This window comes from Pseudomonas sp. KBW05 (assembly GCF_003852405.1).
In the GTDB taxonomy this organism is placed as follows: Bacteria; Pseudomonadota; Gammaproteobacteria; order Pseudomonadales; family Pseudomonadaceae; genus Aquipseudomonas.
This window is the reverse complement of sequence record NZ_QAJM01000019.1, coordinates 34,533-50,527: the sequence shown is the minus strand read 5'-3', so window position 1 is coordinate 50,527 and position 15,995 is coordinate 34,533. Positions and strand designations below refer to the sequence as shown.

Genomic DNA, 15,995 nt, shown 5'->3' with positions numbered 1-15,995 from the left:
CGATGTTTGCGCTCATGCACAGCACCCGCCTTGAATCGCTGCACCTGAGCGTCGATCCGGTCACCGGGCTGAAGGCGGTCATCGCCATCCATAACAGCCGCCTCGGGCCCGCCTTGGGCGGCTGTCGCTACCTCGCTTACCCCGACGACCAAAGCGCCGTGGCCGATGCCGCGCGCCTGGCCCAAGGCATGAGCTACAAAGCCGCCCTGGCCGGTTTGCCGGTGGGCGGTGGCACGGCAGTGATCCTTCGCCCGGTGCACGTGGAAAGCCGCGCCGCATTGTTTGAAGCATTCGGCCGCTGTGTCGAAAACCTCGACGGTCGCTTCATCACCGCCATCGACAGCGGCACCTCAGTGGCCGACATGGACTGCATCGCCCAGCACACGCGTTTCGTCACCAGCACCACCGCCGCCGGCGATCCTTCCTCCCATACTGCGATGGGCGTGTTCACCGGCATCCGCACCACCGCCATGGCGCGCCTGGGCAGTGACAACCTCGAAGGCTTGCGTGTGGCGGTCCAGGGCCTGGGCAACGTCGGTTTCGCCCTCGCCGAACAACTGCACGCGGCCGGTGCCGAGTTGCTGGTGAGCGATATCGACCACGGCAAGGTGCAACTGGCCATGGAACAGCTTGGCGCGCATCCCATCGCCAACGACGCTTTGCTCAGCACCCCCTGCGACATCCTCGCGCCCTGTGGCCTCGGCGCCGTATTCAACCGCCAGAGCGTCGGCCAACTGCGCTGCGCCGCCGTCGCCGGCTCGGCCAGCGCGCAGCTGACCAACCTGGACATTGCCGACCAACTGGAAGGACGCGGCATCCTCTACGCCCCCGACTACGTGATCAATTCCGGCGGTCTGATCTACGTCGCCCTCAAGCACAACGGCGCAGACCTGCCCGATATCACCGCGCACCTGTCGAAAATCGGCACGCGCCTGACGGAAATCTTCGCCCACGCCCAAGCCGAAAAACGCAGCCCTGCGCGGGTGGCGGACGAACTGGCTGAGCGCCTGCTCTACAAATAACCCACGCATTAAAAAGGCCCTGAATCCATGATTCAGGGCCTGTTCAATTCGGGCTTTATTCCGCCGGCGGGTTCAGCAACTCGGACAGCGCGTCCGGTTGGCTCTTGAACGCCTTGGCAAACACATCGCGGTTCTTCGCCATGTAGATCCCGGCTTCCTCCACCTGCTGCTCGCTCAACGACGGCACGGCTTTTTGCAACACTTCTGCGAGCAACTCAGCGAGTTCAAGCATCTTGTCATGACGGTCAGCTTCGGCTTTATCCATGAACAAACGCTCCAGATCTCGGCTGCTGCGGTATACCACTTCGACGGCCATTCACCACCTCACATGCCTTCACGATAGTTGTCTTTTGCGACTACTGTATTTATATACAGCTAAAAGGGTAAGCCAAACCGTGGGGTTTGGGTAGCAGTTTTTTACTGTAGCCCGTAAATACAGGTTTGAAGTGTCTCATGTCACCCCGCCATCATCTCACCTAACAGTGTCTGGCCTTTTTTCTGCATGCAGAACAACCGTCACGTCCAACCCGCATTATCCGGTCGAGCCGACCTAAGGAAGCATCATCGTGAAAATCAACTGGGCCGAAAGGCTGCGCCAGAACGTGCATGAACTGGCCGAGTCCCTGGGTAACCTGTTTGTCGAGTCGTTCCACTACCTGGCGCTGTTCGCCATTGGTGCGGTGACGGCCTGGGCGGCGGTGATGGAATTTTTGGGGATGCTGGAGAACGGGCATATCAAGATCGATGACATCTTGCTGCTGTTCATCTACCTGGAATTGGGCGCGATGGTCGGGATTTATTTCAAGACCAACCACATGCCCGTGCGCTTCCTGATCTACGTGGCAATCACCGCGTTGACGCGTCTGCTGATCTCCAACGTGTCCCACCACAACCCGCCAGACGTAGGCATCATCTACCTGTGCGGTGGGATTCTGCTGTTGGCGTTCTCGATCCTGGTGGTGCGTTACGCCTCGTCGGCGTTCCCCTCGGTGAAGGTCGATGGTCCGCGTCGCAAAGGCGAAGCGAACCTGGAAACCGAGAAGGGCGAGCTTTAAAGCCCGACGCTGAAGGGCAGCGCTCGCGCCGGCGGGCGCTGCAACAGTTTGTGATCGCCGTCGGTCATCACCGCCAGGATCTCCATGGCGCTGTGGCCCTGCTCGATGGCGATGCCGAATTGGATGCTTTGCACCAGGCGTTTGAGCCGTTGCGGGTCGTTGCGTTGTTCGGCGCTGATCATGCGCTTGGCCACCACGCCCGCTTCGTTGGAGAGGGTGAGCATGATGCTGCCATCCAGCCGTTGGATGCTGAGGTTGACGCGGTAGTCGGGTGTGAAGGTGTCAGTGATGATCTGAAAAGGATTGTCCATGGTGCGTACCGCCTGATAAGAACATGCAGTCATTGACGGCCGGTGTCGGGATTAGTTCGCATTGACTGACCACCGGCCATTTCCCTCATTCCCTGTACAGCAAGGGCCGTGCCGTACAGCACCCCTGTGGGAGCGGGCTTGCTCGCGAATGCGGTGGATCAGTCAATGAATACTTGGCTGATGTACCGCATTCGCGAGCAAGCCCGCTCCCACATTCATTCAGTGTTGTTCTTCAGGTTTGTGCGTTGTTTCAGGGCAATACCGAAAAAACGATCGCAGACAGCGCAATCAGCCCAATCACCACCACAAACACATTCGACACCTGGCCCGAATATTGGCGCAGCGATGGCACGCGGCGAATCGCGTACATCGGCATCAGGAACAACAGGCACGCGATGATCGGCCCGCCCATGGTCTCGATCATGCCGAGGATGCTTGGGTTGAAAGTGGCCACGGCCCAGCAGGTCAACACCATGAAGATCGCGGTGGAACGCTCCAGCCATTTGGCCGACATCGAGCGGTTGCGCCCGCGCAGGGATTTGACGATCAAGCCTTGGAAACCTTCGCTGGCGCCGATGTAGTGGCCAAGGAAGGATTTGGTAATGGCCACCAGCGCGATCAACGGTGCGGCGTAGGCAATCACTGGCGTTTGGAAGTGGTTGGCCAGGTACGACAGGATCGAAATGTTCTGCGCCTTGGCGGCCGCGAGGTCAGCCGGCGACAGGGCCAGCACGCAGCTGAAGCAGAAGAACATCACCGTCAGCACCATCATGCCGTGGGCGGTGGCAAGGATGCCGCTGCTCTTGCGCTCGGCCTGCGCGCCGTACACGCGTTTTTGATCGACGGCGAACGCCGAGATAATCGGCGAGTGGTTGAAGGAAAACACCATCACCGGGATCGCCAGCCATAGGGTCTTGAAGAACAGCGGCATGGGCATGCCATCACCGGCCGAGGCGAAGAACGCGCCGTTCCAGTTGGGGATCAGGCTGAATGCCAGCAACAGCAGGGCGGCGACAAACGGGTATACCAGCACGCTCATGGCCTTGACGATCACGCCCTGGCCGCAACGCACAATCGCCATCAGGCCGAGGATCAGCACCAGCGACAGGATCGCCCGGGGCGGCGGGGCGATGTGCAGTTGGTGTTCCATGAAACTGCTCAGCGTGTTGGTCAGCGCCACGCTGTACACCAGCAGGATCGGGAAGATGGCAAAGAAATACAGCAGGGTGATCAGTTTGCCCGCACCGACGCCGAAGTGTTCTTCGACCACTTCGGTGATGTCGCCGGATTTGCCCGACAGCACAAAGCGCGTCAGCCCACGGTGGGCGAAGAAGGTCATCGGGAAGGCCAGCAGCGCCAGCACGATCAGCGGCCAGAAACCGCCGACACCGGCGTTGATCGGCAAGAACAGGGTGCCCGCCCCGATGGCAGTGCCGTAAAGGCCGAGCATCCAGGTGGTGTCGTGTTTGGTCCAGCCTTTGCTCACGGTCGTTGTTGCGGTTTCAGCAGGATTTTCGGCAGCAGGTGTACGTACATCGGTCATCGTTATTGCCTCGTTATTATTTTTGCGCGGGCTCACGTTGGGACGGTCAGGGAATGCTCCTCAGCATTCCACCCAGCTCACGGCCAGGCCGCCCCGTGAAGTTTCTTTGTATTTGTCATGCATGTCGGCACCGGTATCGCGCATGGTGCGGATCACCCGGTCGAGGGAGATGAAGTGTTTGCCGTCACCGCGCAGGGCCATTTGCGTGGCGTTGATCGCCTTGACGGCGGCGATGGCGTTGCGCTCGATGCACGGCACCTGGACCAGGCCGCCGACCGGGTCGCAGGTCAGACCGAGGTTGTGCTCCAGGCCGATTTCGGCGGCGTTTTCCAGTTGCTCCGGGGTGGCGCCGAGCACATCGGCCAAACCGGCGGCGGCCATGGCGCAGGCCGAGCCGACTTCGCCCTGGCAGCCAACTTCGGCGCCGGAGATTGAGGCGTTTTTCTTGCACAGGATGCCGACGGCGGCAGCGGCCAGGAAGAAATTGACCACGTCGTCATCCGACGCTTCGGGGTTGAACTTCATGTAGTAATGCAGCACCGCCGGGATAATCCCCGCCGCGCCGTTGGTCGGTGCGGTAACCATGCGCCCGCCCGCGGCGTTTTCTTCGTTGACGGCGAGGGCGAACAGGTTGACCCATTCCATTGCCGACAAGGTCGACGTGATGACGTTCGGTTTACCGATTTCCAACAGGCTGCGGTGCAATTTCGCGGCGCGGCGCGGCACATCCAGGCCGCCCGGCAAGATGCCTTCATCGCGCAGGCCTTGTTCCACGCACTCGCGCATCACCGACCAGATATGCAGCAGGCCGCTGCGGATCTGTTCGTCGCTGCGCCAGGCGCGCTCGTTGGCCATCATCAGTTCGGAAACCCGCAGGCCATGCTTGTTGCACAGGGCCAGCAGTTCCACGGCGCTGGAAAAGTCGTAGGGCAATTGCACGTCGCTGGTCGGCGCAATACCCGATTCAGCCTCAGCCGCTTCGATGATGAAACCGCCGCCCACCGAGTAATAGGTTTGTTCGCTCAACAGGCCGCTGTCGCCGTAGGCGTGCAGGGACATGGCGTTGGGGTGGTAGGGCAGGCTTTCATCCAGCAGCAGCAGGTCGCTTTGCCAGTTGAAGGCAATGTCCTGAAGGCCGGCGAGCAACAGCCGGCCGGATTCGCGCAGGTGCTGGATACGGGTATTGATCGAGGTGGGATCGACTTGGTCCGGCCACTCGCCCATCAGCCCCATGACGCAGGCACGGTCAGTGGCATGGCCGACCCCGGTGGCGGACAGCGAGCCGTACAGGCGCACTTCAACGCGGCGGGTGTCGCTCAGCAGTTGTTGGTCGATCAGGGCTTGGGCAAAGGTCGCCGCCGCCCGCATCGGGCCGACGGTGTGGGAGCTGGACGGGCCGATGCCCACCTTGAATAGATCAAAAACACTGATAGCCATGCTAAAGCCTTACAAGCAATGGAGTAGGAATCGCTGCCATGTTTTGTAGGACGAGCGCAATTGGCGCGATACTGAGCCTCTGGATCGGCACTGACCAACGAATTATCCTAAGACACCCTTTAGCAGGACTAAACCCTTATGACCCGTCCCCTCCATGGCCAGACCTACGTCTGGTTGCACGTTTTCTCCTGCGCTGCGCGGCATTTGTCGTTCACCCGCTGCGCCGAAGAACTGCACATCACGCCGGGGGCGGTGAGCCAGCAGATTCGCCAGTTGGAGGAGCGCCTGGGTTTTCGCTTGTTCCATCGCCGCGCACGGGGGGTGGAACTCAGCGCCGAAGGGCAGCGGTTGGCGGCGACGGTGGGGGAGGCCTACGGCAGCATCGATGCCGAGTTGCAGCGGCTGGACGCGGGGATGATCAGCGGCACCTTGCGCCTGCGCTCGATCCCGTCGTTTCTCGGCAAATGGTTGACCCCGCGTTTACCGCGTTTGCAGCAACGTTTTCCGGACATTCAACTGCGCATGGTCGCCGAAGACAGCAGCATCGCCCTGCACGAGGGCGACTTCGACCTGGCCATCGACTTGAACGACGGCAGCTACCCCGGCCTGTTATCCACAGCCTTGCTGGACGAGCAGATTTTTCCGGTGTGTGCGCCGAGCCTGCTGCGTGGGCGACCGCCGTTGCATGGGCCGGCGGATCTGGCGCATTTTCCGCTGCTGCACGACATCACCGCCTGGCGTGGGAGTTATGAATACGCGGAGTGGGAGTTCTACCTGAATGCCATCGGCTATCACGAAGCCGACGTGCGCCGTGGGCACACCTTCAACCGCAATCACCTGACCATCGAAGCCGCCATCGCCGGCATGGGCGTGGCCATTGCGCGACGCACCTTGCTCAACGACGAACTGGAACGCGGCACCTTGATCGTGCCGTTCGGCGTGGCTGTGCCCAACCATAAACGTTATGTGCTGCTGTATGCGCCAGGCGCGCTGAGCCACCCGGGCGTGCGTGCGGTGCATGATTGGCTGGTGGAAGAAGCGGCGATTTTTCGCGGATTGCACCCGTTGGGCGACGGGCAATTGTGAGGATTGCTGGGCGTAGGAAGTTGTAACTAACTCCCCACCCTAACAGCGTTTTTGATCGTAGTCAGGGTTAATTTGTAATGTGGGATTTATCTTTGAAAAGGGGTTGAATTGTTCGGCTGACTGCTCAATTGTGTAGTCAAGAGGTCATGGTTTCACCGCATCGGTGTTGCAGTTGTGACCTCTCGCGAGCTAGCTGAAATAAGGGAAAAACTATGCAAATCCAAGTCAATAGCGATAACCATATTGAAAGCAGCATCCGACTGGAGGAGTGGGTACGTACTACCATTGAAAGCACGCTCGAACGTTACGAAGAGGACCTGACCCGCGTTGAGGTCTACCTGCGGGATGAGAACGGCGACAAGCCCGGTCCCCACGATTTGAGCTGCCGCCTGGAAGCACGGCCAAAAGGCCATCAGCCGCTCTCGGTACTGCACAAGGCCGATACCCTGGAACAGGCGATCGACGGTGCTGCCACCAAGCTGGACCATGCGCTGGAGCATCTGTTTGGCAAACTGCAAGGCAAGCCCCGCGCTGCCGCGAAACCCCAGCCAGCGAAAAGCGTGAATGATGACGCGCTTGAAGAGGAATTCCTGGAAAACGAAAACGCTGCACTCAATAGCTGACAGTTTTTTCCATCCCACTGAGAACGGGCCTGCATTTGCAGGCCCGTTTGCGTTTAGTGGTTCCGTCGGAAGAAGTACCCGCTCAACAACGCCAACCCGCCTGCACCGATCCCCGCGAACAGCATCGCCCAACCTGCGCCGTGACGCAGTGCGGCCTGGGCGTCGGCCAACGACAGTCCCATGGACGCCGTCAGCTTGCCCGCCGCAATGTCCTGGCTGATGACGGGCCAATCCAATGCCGTGCTTGCGGGCAACACAATAGCCAGTTGATGGCCGATGCCCAGCAACAGCACCAGCCCCATCAACGCGATGCTGAGCGCCAGCGTGATCAACCGCGCACTGAGATCGATGCCCGAAGCCATGCCCGCGCGGTCGGCAGAGACCGAGCCGGTGGTGGTGTTGGTGGTTGGCGAGTTGGTCAACGCCAAGCCCACGCCGGCTATCACGCAGCTGACCAGCACCAGCACGATGCTCGGCTGCGCCGCAGTGTTGACGGCAGCCATGCTCAAGAACCCCGCACCCATCAAGCCCAGCCCCAGGGGAATGATGCGCTCGGCGCCATAACGCAGGGCCAGGCGTTCGGCCAGCGGCGGCACCAGCAAGGTCGGCAAGGTGTAGGCGAGCAAGGCGACGCCGGTGGTGAGGGTGTCGTAGCCCAGGCCGGCCTGGAAGTACAGCGGCAGGTAGATCATGAACGGCCAGAAGCTGAAGTTCATGCCGATGGAACCCATCAGGGCTCCGTTGAAACGCTGGATGCGGAACACCGAGAAATCAAACATCGGATGTGCGCTGCGCTTCTCGATAATCATGAACAGCACCAGGCCGAGCAGTGACAGGCCCGCCCAACCCAGCATGGCCGGGGTGCCGAAGCCGTGTTCGCTGCCCTGGGTGATGAAGTACACCAAGGCGAACACCGCCAGCGTCAAGGTCAGCATGCCGGCGATATCCAGGCGATGACCGGCCGGGTCGCGGGATTCCTGCACGCTGACGTGCAGCAATCCCAATGTAAGAAGCGTCAGCGGTACATGCACGAGAAACACCCAGCGCCAGTCCGCCACCGCCAGGATCAACGCACCGACCATCGGCCCGAAGCCCAGCCCGACGCCTGCGATCACACCCCACACCGCAAAGGCGCGTGCGCGCGTCGCCGGTTCGCGGAACTGGTGCGACAGAATCGCAAACTGACAGATCATCATCGCCCCAGCGCCGATACCTTGTACGAAACGTGCGGCAATCAGCGTGGAAGCATCGTTGGCCAAGCCACACGCCAGCGAGGCCAGGCCAAACAGCCACAGGCACAACACCAGCATGCGCCGCCGGCCGAAACGATCCGCCAAGGTGCCCGCCGCCATCAGTACGCTGGTGCAGGCCAGGGTGTAGGCATTCATGATCCATTGGGCGTCCTGGAAACCGGTGCCCAGTTGCTGTTCGAGGGTGGGCAGGATGACCGGCACGCTGGAGACTTCCAGCCCGAACATCAGCGCCACCAGGCACACGGCAGTGAGGGCGAGGCGGTCTCTTGCGGCGCGCGGTGGGTTGGCGGCGGATAAGGTGGCGGCGGGTGGCATGGGATTCTCCTGGTCATAGTGAAGTCGGGCTATTTTCAGGGGAATACATTTCTTTATTCGTGATAAGTTTTCCGTTGATAAGGGAATCAAGGGCGACAATTGACTCATGGGCACCCCACGTTTTGATGGCGTTGAACTGTTTCTGCAAGTGGTGGAAAGCGGCAACCTGACGGAAGCCGCCGAGCGCCTGAACCTCACCCGTTCGGCGGTGGGCAAAGGTTTGGCGCGGTTGGAAGCACGCCTGGGCACGCGCCTGTTGCAGCGTTCTACCCGTCGTCAGCATCTGACAGAAGACGGGCAGGCGTACTACGAGCATTGCCTGCGCGCCTTGGCGGAATTGGAGGCGGCCGAATCGGTGCTGGAAAGCGGGCGGCAACAACCGCGCGGACGGTTAAGGGCAAGCGTGCCGCTGGCGTTCGGGCATCACTATGCGGCGCCTGCGTTATGGGGCTTGCTGGATCGTTATGCGGAACTGGAGATCGAGGTGTGCTTCTCTGACCGTACGATCGACTTGACGCAGGAAGGCTTCGATATTGCCGTGCGTATCGGCCCGTTGCCCGACACCGATCGTCTCAGCGCTCGCCGCCTGGGGGAGCAAGCCATGGGCCTCGCCGCATCGCCGGCGTACCTGCAACGTGTGGGGCACATCGAATCTATCGATGATCTGGCGGGCCGTCGGGAGATTGCCTACAGAACCAACAGCCCGCATCGCTCACGGCTGATAGCACCGCTGGTACTGGACGACCTCCAGGCCGTGGCCGATGCCGCCATCGCGGGCGTCGGACTGGCCTGGTTGCCGAGTTGGTTGATTGCCCATTACGTCCTGCGTGGGCAACTGGAAGCGGTGCTGCCGGGCTACCGTGAACAGCCTTCGCCGATCCACGTGATCTGGCCGACCGCACCGCATATGCCGGCCAAGACCCGCTGCGCCATCGACGCATTGGTCGCCGCGACCCCCAGTTGCCTGGCGGGTAGCTAATGTGGCGAGGGAGCTTGCTCCCGCTGGGTCGCGAAGCGGCCCCACTCATTGTTTAAACGAATGGGACTGCTGCGCAGTCCAGCGGGAGCAAGCTCCCTCGCCACAACAAGTTCCCCTGCCACAGGGGTTTATGTGGTTAGAACGCGATGGAGGTCTGCACGTACACCGTGCGCGGCTCGCCGACGTACTTGCCCTTGTTGTTATCGTCGAACGAGCGGGTGAAGTACTGCTTGTTGAAGATGTTTTTCACGCCCACGGCGACGTTCAAATCCGACAACTGCGGGCCAAAGTCATACGCCGCACGGCTGCTGAACAGCATGTAGCCAGGGATACGTCCGGTATTGCCGTCAGCATTTTCCTGCTCGGTATTGGCGTTGTCGGCGAACTGGCTGCTCTGGTAGCTGCTGTCCACATTGAGTTTCCAGCGCCCTTCGGTGTAACCCACGCCCAGGGTGCCTTTGTGCTTGGACGAGAAGGGCACGCGGTTGCCTTTGTTCGGGCCGTCTTCGCGGATGGTCGCATCGACGTAGGCGTAGCTGGCGTACACATCAAAACCGGCGAGGGCCGGGCTCAAGCCGTCGAGGGCATAGTTGATGCTGCTCTCGATGCCCTGGTGGCGGGTTTCGCCACGGGCGATCACCGAGTCATCGGTCTGGTTGCTTTCGTACTGGTTGTCGAAGTTGATCAGGAACGCGCCGATTTCTGCACGCAAGGTGCCGTCGTCGTAGCGTGTGCCGATTTCCCAGGTGCGCGCTTTTTCCGGTTTGACCTGGCCTTTGGGCACGCGTTTGGCCATCTGGCTGTACTGCACGCTGCCGAACGAACCTTCGGTGTTGGCGTAGAGGTTCCAGTTGTCGGTGAGGTGGTAGAGCACGTTCAACGCCGGCAACGCGGTGTTGTAGTTGCCTTTGTAGTTGAGGTTGTTTATGTGGTCGGTCTGCTCGGACTTGATCATCTCGTAGCGCACGCCCGGTGTGATGGTCCACTTGCCGATATCAATACGGTCGTCGATGAAGAACGCATTGGCTTCGGTGCTGCCACGGGTGTCGCGGTCGTTCTTGCTGTTGGTGGTGGGGATCTGCTGGTTGGCCGAGATCGGCGTGGTGTAGCGCAACTCGTGGCCGGCTTCGTTGATATAGCGATAGCCCACGCCGACTTCGTGGCTGGTGTTGCCGAGGTCGAAGCCCTGGGCAAAGCGGGTTTCCAGGCCACGCACCCAGTATTCGCGGGGCGACAGGGACAGGAAGCGGGTCTGGTCCAGGTAGCCGTTACGCAGGGTGGTGGTGAAGAAGGTGTTCACGGTGAATTCGCGGCGGTCTTCCTGGTAGCGGTAACCGGCGTTGAACATCGTACGGCGGCCCCAGAATTTGTCGTAGGGACGGGTGGACTGATACGGATCAGCCTTGTAGTCTTTGACGTTCAAACCACCGGGCATATCCGCCTGGCCTTCGTAGTACTGCGCCATGGCGTTGAAGCTGTTGGCCTCGTCCAGCTGGTATTTACCCTTGAGGATCAGGTCGTCGATGCGCGTGTTGCTGTTTTCGCGCCAGTCGCCGCCACGGGTGCCGGAGTACAGGATCGCGCCGCCCAGGCCGTTGTCGGCAGTGCCGCCGGCCAGCAGGTTGCCGGTAGTCTTGAAGCCATCATGGCTGGACGACGGGCTGGTTTCGGTCTGGAAGCCGCCTTTGACCGTGGGCGCATCCGGGATCGCGCGGGTCACGAAGTTGACCACGCCGCCGACGTTTTGCGGGCCATAACGCACGGCGCCGCCGCCGCGCACCACGTCCACCGCGTCCATGTTGCCCATGCTGATTGGCGCGAATGACAACTGCGGCTGGCCATAGGGTGCGAAGGGCACCGGGATGCCGTCCATCAGCACGGTGGAGCGCGACGCCAGGCGTGGGTTGAGACCGCGAATGCCGAAGTTCAGCGCCATGTCGTGGCTGCCGGTGCCGTTGTTTTCCGGGGCGTTGACGCCGGGGATGCGGTTGAGCACATCGCGGGCCTGGGTGGCGCCCTGGCGTTCGAACTCTTCGCGGCGGATCACGTCACGGGCGCCGGGGTGTTCGAAGACGTTGGTTTGCGCGGCGTCGCCGAGCCAGTCGCCGACCACGCTGGAGGTACCCAACTCGATGGTCGCCGGCGCATTGGCCGACTGCAGGCTGTAGGCATTGTCGCCTTCGGCGCGGGCTTGCAGGCCGGTGCCTTCCAGCAGTTTTTGCAGGCCTTCGGCGGCGCTGTAGTTGCCGGACAGGCCATGGCTCTGCATGCCAGCGGTGACTTCCGAGCCGAAGGAAATCAGCACACCGGCTTCGCGGCCGAACTGGTTCAGGGCGGTTTCCAGCGAGGTCGGTGCGATGTGATAGGGCTTGGCGTCAGCCGCCATCACCGCAGGCAGCACGGTAAGACTCAAGCTGGCGCCGAGTAGGAGCTGGCGCAGGGAGCGGGCAAGAAGCGTCGGTTGCTGGGGCATGAAGAGCGTCCTGAGAAGGAAGGATCAAGGTGGCTTTCCTTCTCTGTCACGCGAGGTGTGGAAAACGGCTCACAAGGTTTGAAAATAATCTCAGGCGCGGGCCTCGACGGTCACCCAATAGCGGGTAAAGCGCCGCACCTTGACCGGCAAGCTCACGGTGAGCAGGTCGAGGATGCGCTCGCTGTCGTCCAGTGGGTAGCTGCCGGAGATCAACAGGTTGGCGACTTGTGGGTCGCAATTGAGCTGGCCACGGCGATAACGGCCCAGTTCGCTGAGGAAATCTTCCAGGCGCATGTGGGCTGCGACCAACATGCCATCGGCCCAGGCGCCGCTGTTGGCGTCGGTGGCGCGCGGGGTGTCCCAGCCTTTGCGGGTGAAGTTGACCTGGTGCGCGGCGTCGACGGTCAGCGGCAGGCCGCTGTAGGTGTTGGGCATCACGTCAACGTGGCCGTCGAGGACCGCCAACTGGGTATGGTCGTTGAACTGGCGCACATTCAGGCGTGCAGCCTGGCTGCTGAGCAGACCTTGGCCGGTCAAGACCTTGAGCGGTGCAGGACCTTTGACGCCGGTCAGCAGGATCTCGCCTTCGAGCAGGCGGATCAGGCGTTGCTGGCCGTCGAAGTGCACATCCACCGCGCTGCCGGTGTTGAGGTGCAACTGGCTGCCGTCGGCCAGTTGCACCTTGCGCCGTTGGCCCACCGGGCTGCGGTAGTCGGCGGTCAGCGGCGGCAGGATATGTTGCTGGCGCAGGCTCCAGGCCGCGGCCGAACCGGCGCCGAGAATCAGCAGCAGTTTGAGGGCCTGGCGCCGGCTGGTGGAGGTTGGCGCGTTCAACGCCGCATGGGCCAGGGGCGAGGGCATGCCGCGCAGGCGCTGGTTGACGCGTTGCATATGGTCCCAGGCGCGCTGGTGTTCACTGTGGGCATTCAGCCAGTGCTGCCACGCCGCGTGCTGGCGCGGGTTGAGGCTGCCTTGCTGCATTTCCATCAGCCAATGCACGGCTTGTTCGGCGACTTGAGTGGAGAAACTCATAGGGCAAAGTAGCAGCGCATGGCCGCTTTATTCAGGTGGCGTTTGACGGTGGCGATGGAGATGCCCAATTCCGCGCCGATTTGCGCGTAGGTCAGGCCATCGAGCTGGGCCAGCAGGAAGGCGCGTTTGACTTGGGTGGGCAAGCCGTCGAGCAATTGGTCCAGCTCGACCAGGGTTTGCAGGATGATGGCGCGTTCTTCTTCCGAGGGCGCCACGTGTTCGGGCATCTGCGCGAGGGCGTCGAGGTAGGCGCGCTCCATGTCCTGGCGGCGGTAGAAGTTGAACAGCACGCGCTTGGCCACGGTGGTAAGGAAGGCGCGGGGTTCGATCAACGTCGGCGTTTCACGGGCGGTGAGCACGCGGATGAAGGTGTCTTGCGCCAGGTCGGCAGCGCTTTCCGGGCAGCCGAGCTTGCGTCGCAACCAGCCGGTGAGCCAGTGGTGATGGTCGTTGTACAGAACTTCGACGGTGTTGGACGGCTGCAACGCAATCACTCCACAAGCATTTCGCATGCTTTAGAGAACAAGAATTGTTCGCATTGTAGGCGGACCGATACGGTTCGGCAATCCGCCAGCAGCGGTGTTTCATCCGTTCTGTTTTGCTTATGAGAATATTTATCATTAATATTGCGCGCTGATGAACCTGGCGCCTCCTGCATGAAAAGCAAAACCTCACTTCCCGTTGCTTACCGTCTCGCCGTGACATCACGGGTGCTCGCGGCTGTGGTCGGCGGCTACCTGATGGCCTCCCTGGCCGCTATCTGCCTGGCGCTGTGGCTGCCCACGTCCCGCGCCGACGCGGTGATCACCGGGATGATGAGTTCGTTTGTGTTCTATCTGCTGGCGGTGCTCTGGTGCTTTGCCTGCCGTACGGCCTGGCGTGCCTGGTTTGGCGTGATGTTGCCGAGCGCGGCGTTTGCCACCCTGGCGGGTGTGGGCTTGTGGATGGTGCGCACATGAAAGAGGGCTTTCGCCAGGCCATGGCCTGGTTGCACACCTGGAGCGGGCTGATCTTTGGCTGGCTGTTGTTTGCGATTTTCCTGACGGGCACCTTGGCGTATTTCAAGGAAGAAATCAGCCACTGGATGCAGCCCGAAGTGCAGGCCTATCCACTGGACAACGCACGCAGCCTGAGCGTCGCGCAAACCTACCTGCAGCAAACGGCGCCGAAGGCCGCGCGTTGGTTTATCAACCTGCCGGACGAGCGCGACCCGGCCTTGTCGGTGATGTGGCAAGACAAGCTCGACCCCGGCCGGCGCGGCAATTTCAGCCAGAAAACCCTCGATCCGGTCACCGGCCAGGACGTGCAGGCCCGCGAAAGCATGGGCGGCGACTTCTTCTATCGCTTCCACTTCCAACTGCAAATGCCCCACCCTTGGGGCCGCTGGCTGTCCACCATCGCCGCGATGGTGATGTTTGTCGCGTTGATCACCGGGATCATCACCCACAAGAAAATCTTCAAGGACTTCTTCACCTTCCGCCCCCGCAAAGGCCAGCGCTCCTGGCTCGATGGGCATAACGCGGTGGGCGTGCTGGTGTTGCCGTTCCATTTGATGATCACCTACAGCAGCCTGGTGATTTTCATGAGCATGGTGATGCCGGCGCCGATCCTCGCCTCCTACAGCGGCGATACCCGCGCTTTTTTCAACGAAGTGTTCCCTGCCACTAATAACGCGCCGGCGCTGGGACAACCGGGCCAATTGCTGCCGCTGTTGCCAATGTACGAGCAGGCACGGGCGCAGTGGGACGGTGGCCACGTAGGCCGACTGGGGGTGAACAACCCCAGCGATGTGAATGCCTCGGTCAATGTGTTCCGCGCCAGTTCCGACAACGTGGTGCATGAATTCGACAGCATCCTGTCGTTCAACGGCACCACCGGCGAACTGCTGCGCAGCAGTGACGGGCAATCGCTACCGGCGATTATCGGTGGCAGTTTCTATGGCCTGCACATGGGCCATTTCGCCGGCCCGGTGCTGCGCTGGCTGTACTTTATCTGCGGCCTGGCGGGCACGGCGATGATCGGCACCGGGCTGGTGATCTGGCTCGGCAAGCGCCAGCTCAAGCACGCCAAGAGCGGCGTGATGCCGTTTGAACTGCGCCTGGTGGAAGTGCTGAACATCGCCAGCATGTCCGGGCTGATAATCGCCATTGCTGCGTTCTTCTGGGCCAACCGCCTGTTGCCGGTGAGCATCGCCGAGCGCTCGGGCTGGGAAGTGCAAACCTTCTTTATCGCCTGGGGCTTGAGCCTGCTGCACGCGATCCTGCGCCGTGGCCGCCAGGGCTGGGTCGAGCAATTGAGTGTGGGCGCACTGCTGTTTGCCGCGATTCCTCTGCTGAATGCGCTGACCACCTCGCACCACCTGGGCGTTTCATTGACGACGGGCGACTGGGCCATGGCTGGCTTCGACCTGACCTGCCTGGCGAGTGGCGTGTTCCTCGCCTGGGCAGCCTGGAAGATGCAGCACCGCGTGGCGCCGCAAGCCAAGGCTGAGCGCGCGCGGCCGTTGACCCTCAAGCAGGAGGCGAACTGAATGTTGCTCGCACTCTTGATGTGTTACGCCGGGTTTACCGCGCTGTGCCTGTCCACCGACCGTCACCACGGTGAGCTGCTGCACAGCAAACCGTCGCCCCGTCGGCGCCTGGGGTTGCGCGTAGCGGGGTGGTTGCTGCTGACGTTGTCGATCTGGCCCGCCGTGGTGCTCGGCGGTTGGAGCCGGGGCCTGGTGGACTGGTGTGCCGTGCTGATGCTCAGCGCGTTGCTGCTGGTGTTGCTGTTGCCTTATCGACCACGGTTGGCCTTGATCCTGGCGGGTGTCGGCCTACTGGCCAGCCCCGTCGCTGCTTTCGCCACTCTCTGAGCAGCGCCC

Annotated in this window: 16 protein-coding genes; 8 read left to right on the top strand and 8 right to left on the bottom strand. The window is 61.7% G+C overall.

The window, feature by feature from the left end:
* The first annotated feature begins 2 nt into the window (after positions 1–2).
* The gene (locus DBR46_RS18640; protein WP_124527360.1) at positions 3–1,022 is read left to right on the top strand and encodes a Glu/Leu/Phe/Val dehydrogenase dimerization domain-containing protein; all 1,020 of its coding nucleotides are present in this window, start codon (positions 3–5) and stop codon (positions 1,020–1,022) included.
* Positions 1,023–1,077: 55 nt separating this feature from the next.
* On the opposite strand, the gene DBR46_RS18635 is transcribed toward DBR46_RS18640, so the two are convergent.
* Positions 1,078–1,338 carry a YebG family protein gene (locus DBR46_RS18635; protein ID WP_010564043.1) on the bottom strand — a complete coding sequence of 87 codons (261 nt, stop codon included), beginning with the start codon at positions 1,336–1,338 and terminating at the stop codon, positions 1,078–1,080.
* Between the two features lie 250 nt (positions 1,339–1,588).
* On the opposite strand from DBR46_RS18635, the gene DBR46_RS18630 reads away from it, so the two are divergent.
* Entirely contained in the window at positions 1,589–2,077 is a 489-nt protein-coding gene (locus DBR46_RS18630; RefSeq protein WP_124527359.1) for a phosphate-starvation-inducible protein PsiE, read from the top strand.
* On the opposite strand, the gene DBR46_RS18625 is transcribed toward DBR46_RS18630, so the two are convergent.
* From DBR46_RS18625 to DBR46_RS18615, 3 genes are all read right to left on the bottom strand, one after another.
* Positions 2,074–2,388, bottom strand: coding sequence for a DUF3509 domain-containing protein (locus tag DBR46_RS18625; RefSeq protein ID WP_124527358.1), 315 nt, complete (start codon positions 2,386–2,388; stop codon positions 2,074–2,076). The genes DBR46_RS18630 and DBR46_RS18625 overlap by 4 nt on opposite strands.
* Before the next feature lie 250 nt (positions 2,389–2,638).
* Positions 2,639–3,931 (bottom strand): serine/threonine transporter, encoded by a 1,293-nt coding sequence (locus DBR46_RS18620; RefSeq protein WP_124527357.1) that lies wholly within the window; start codon positions 3,929–3,931, stop codon positions 2,639–2,641.
* A 60-nt stretch (positions 3,932–3,991) separates the two neighbouring features.
* Complete coding sequence (locus DBR46_RS18615) at positions 3,992–5,368, bottom strand: L-serine ammonia-lyase (RefSeq protein WP_124527356.1); 1,377 nt, start codon at positions 5,366–5,368, stop codon at positions 3,992–3,994.
* Positions 5,369–5,506: 138 nt separating this feature from the next.
* On the opposite strand from DBR46_RS18615, the gene DBR46_RS18610 reads away from it, so the two are divergent.
* Both DBR46_RS18610 and DBR46_RS18605 read left to right on the top strand, forming a co-directional pair.
* Positions 5,507–6,454, top strand: a complete 948-nt coding sequence (locus tag DBR46_RS18610; RefSeq protein WP_124527355.1) for a LysR substrate-binding domain-containing protein — start codon at positions 5,507–5,509, stop codon at positions 6,452–6,454.
* Positions 6,455–6,666: 212 nt separating this feature from the next.
* Complete coding sequence (locus DBR46_RS18605) at positions 6,667–7,077, top strand: HPF/RaiA family ribosome-associated protein (protein ID WP_017736189.1); 411 nt, start codon at positions 6,667–6,669, stop codon at positions 7,075–7,077.
* Positions 7,078–7,130: 53 nt separating this feature from the next.
* On the opposite strand, the gene DBR46_RS18600 is transcribed toward DBR46_RS18605, so the two are convergent.
* Positions 7,131–8,645 carry an MFS transporter gene (locus DBR46_RS18600; protein ID WP_124527354.1) on the bottom strand — a complete coding sequence of 505 codons (1,515 nt, stop codon included), beginning with the start codon at positions 8,643–8,645 and terminating at the stop codon, positions 7,131–7,133.
* A gap of 106 nt (positions 8,646–8,751) precedes the next feature.
* On the opposite strand from DBR46_RS18600, the gene DBR46_RS18595 reads away from it, so the two are divergent.
* Positions 8,752–9,624 carry a LysR family transcriptional regulator gene (locus tag DBR46_RS18595; RefSeq protein WP_124527353.1) on the top strand — a complete coding sequence of 291 codons (873 nt, stop codon included), beginning with the start codon at positions 8,752–8,754 and terminating at the stop codon, positions 9,622–9,624.
* Between the two features lie 136 nt (positions 9,625–9,760).
* On the opposite strand, the gene fecA is transcribed toward DBR46_RS18595, so the two are convergent.
* The 3 genes from fecA to DBR46_RS18580 all read right to left on the bottom strand — a co-directional run bounded on the left by fecA (position 9,761) and on the right by DBR46_RS18580 (position 13,614).
* Complete coding sequence (gene fecA, locus DBR46_RS18590; RefSeq protein WP_124527352.1) at positions 9,761–12,097, bottom strand: TonB-dependent Fe(3+) dicitrate receptor FecA; 2,337 nt, start codon at positions 12,095–12,097, stop codon at positions 9,761–9,763.
* A gap of 90 nt (positions 12,098–12,187) precedes the next feature.
* Positions 12,188–13,129, bottom strand: a complete 942-nt coding sequence (locus DBR46_RS18585; protein ID WP_124527351.1) for a FecR domain-containing protein — start codon at positions 13,127–13,129, stop codon at positions 12,188–12,190.
* Positions 13,126–13,614, bottom strand: coding sequence for a sigma-70 family RNA polymerase sigma factor (locus DBR46_RS18580; RefSeq protein ID WP_124527350.1), 489 nt, complete (start codon positions 13,612–13,614; stop codon positions 13,126–13,128). The genes DBR46_RS18585 and DBR46_RS18580 overlap by 4 nt, the downstream gene beginning before the upstream one ends.
* Positions 13,615–13,785: 171 nt before the next feature.
* On the opposite strand from DBR46_RS18580, the gene DBR46_RS18575 reads away from it, so the two are divergent.
* From DBR46_RS18575 to DBR46_RS18565, 3 genes are read left to right on the top strand one after another with little or no spacing between them, the layout of a single operon-like run.
* The gene (locus DBR46_RS18575; protein ID WP_124527349.1) at positions 13,786–14,088 is read left to right on the top strand and encodes a DUF3649 domain-containing protein; all 303 of its coding nucleotides are present in this window, start codon (positions 13,786–13,788) and stop codon (positions 14,086–14,088) included.
* Positions 14,085–15,659, top strand: a complete 1,575-nt coding sequence (locus tag DBR46_RS18570; RefSeq protein WP_124527348.1) for a PepSY domain-containing protein — start codon at positions 14,085–14,087, stop codon at positions 15,657–15,659. Before DBR46_RS18575 ends, DBR46_RS18570 begins: the two co-directional genes overlap by 4 nt.
* Positions 15,660–15,986 carry a DUF3325 domain-containing protein gene (locus tag DBR46_RS18565; RefSeq protein ID WP_124527347.1) on the top strand — a complete coding sequence of 109 codons (327 nt, stop codon included), beginning with the start codon at positions 15,660–15,662 and terminating at the stop codon, positions 15,984–15,986.
* The last annotated feature ends 9 nt before the right edge of the window (positions 15,987–15,995 follow it).

Coding starts and splice junctions, on each gene's coding strand:
- DBR46_RS18640 (WP_124527360.1), top strand. CDS start 3: ATGTTTGCGCTCATGCACAGCACCCGCCTTGAATCGCTGCACCTGAGC.
- DBR46_RS18635 (WP_010564043.1), bottom strand. CDS start 1,338: ATGGCCGTCGAAGTGGTATACCGCAGCAGCCGAGATCTGGAGCGTTTG.
- DBR46_RS18625 (WP_124527358.1), bottom strand. CDS start 2,388: ATGGACAATCCTTTTCAGATCATCACTGACACCTTCACACCCGACTAC.
- DBR46_RS18620 (WP_124527357.1), bottom strand. CDS start 3,931: ATGACCGATGTACGTACACCTGCTGCCGAAAATCCTGCTGAAACCGCA.
- DBR46_RS18615 (WP_124527356.1), bottom strand. CDS start 5,368: ATGGCTATCAGTGTTTTTGATCTATTCAAGGTGGGCATCGGCCCGTCC.
- DBR46_RS18610 (WP_124527355.1), top strand. CDS start 5,507: ATGACCCGTCCCCTCCATGGCCAGACCTACGTCTGGTTGCACGTTTTC.
- DBR46_RS18605 (WP_017736189.1), top strand. CDS start 6,667: ATGCAAATCCAAGTCAATAGCGATAACCATATTGAAAGCAGCATCCGA.
- DBR46_RS18600 (WP_124527354.1), bottom strand. CDS start 8,645: ATGCCACCCGCCGCCACCTTATCCGCCGCCAACCCACCGCGCGCCGCA.
- DBR46_RS18595 (WP_124527353.1), top strand. CDS start 8,752: ATGGGCACCCCACGTTTTGATGGCGTTGAACTGTTTCTGCAAGTGGTG.
- fecA (WP_124527352.1), bottom strand. CDS start 12,097: ATGCCCCAGCAACCGACGCTTCTTGCCCGCTCCCTGCGCCAGCTCCTA.
- DBR46_RS18585 (WP_124527351.1), bottom strand. CDS start 13,129: ATGAGTTTCTCCACTCAAGTCGCCGAACAAGCCGTGCATTGGCTGATG.
- DBR46_RS18575 (WP_124527349.1), top strand. CDS start 13,786: ATGAAAAGCAAAACCTCACTTCCCGTTGCTTACCGTCTCGCCGTGACA.
- DBR46_RS18570 (WP_124527348.1), top strand. CDS start 14,085: ATGAAAGAGGGCTTTCGCCAGGCCATGGCCTGGTTGCACACCTGGAGC.
- DBR46_RS18565 (WP_124527347.1), top strand. CDS start 15,660: ATGTTGCTCGCACTCTTGATGTGTTACGCCGGGTTTACCGCGCTGTGC.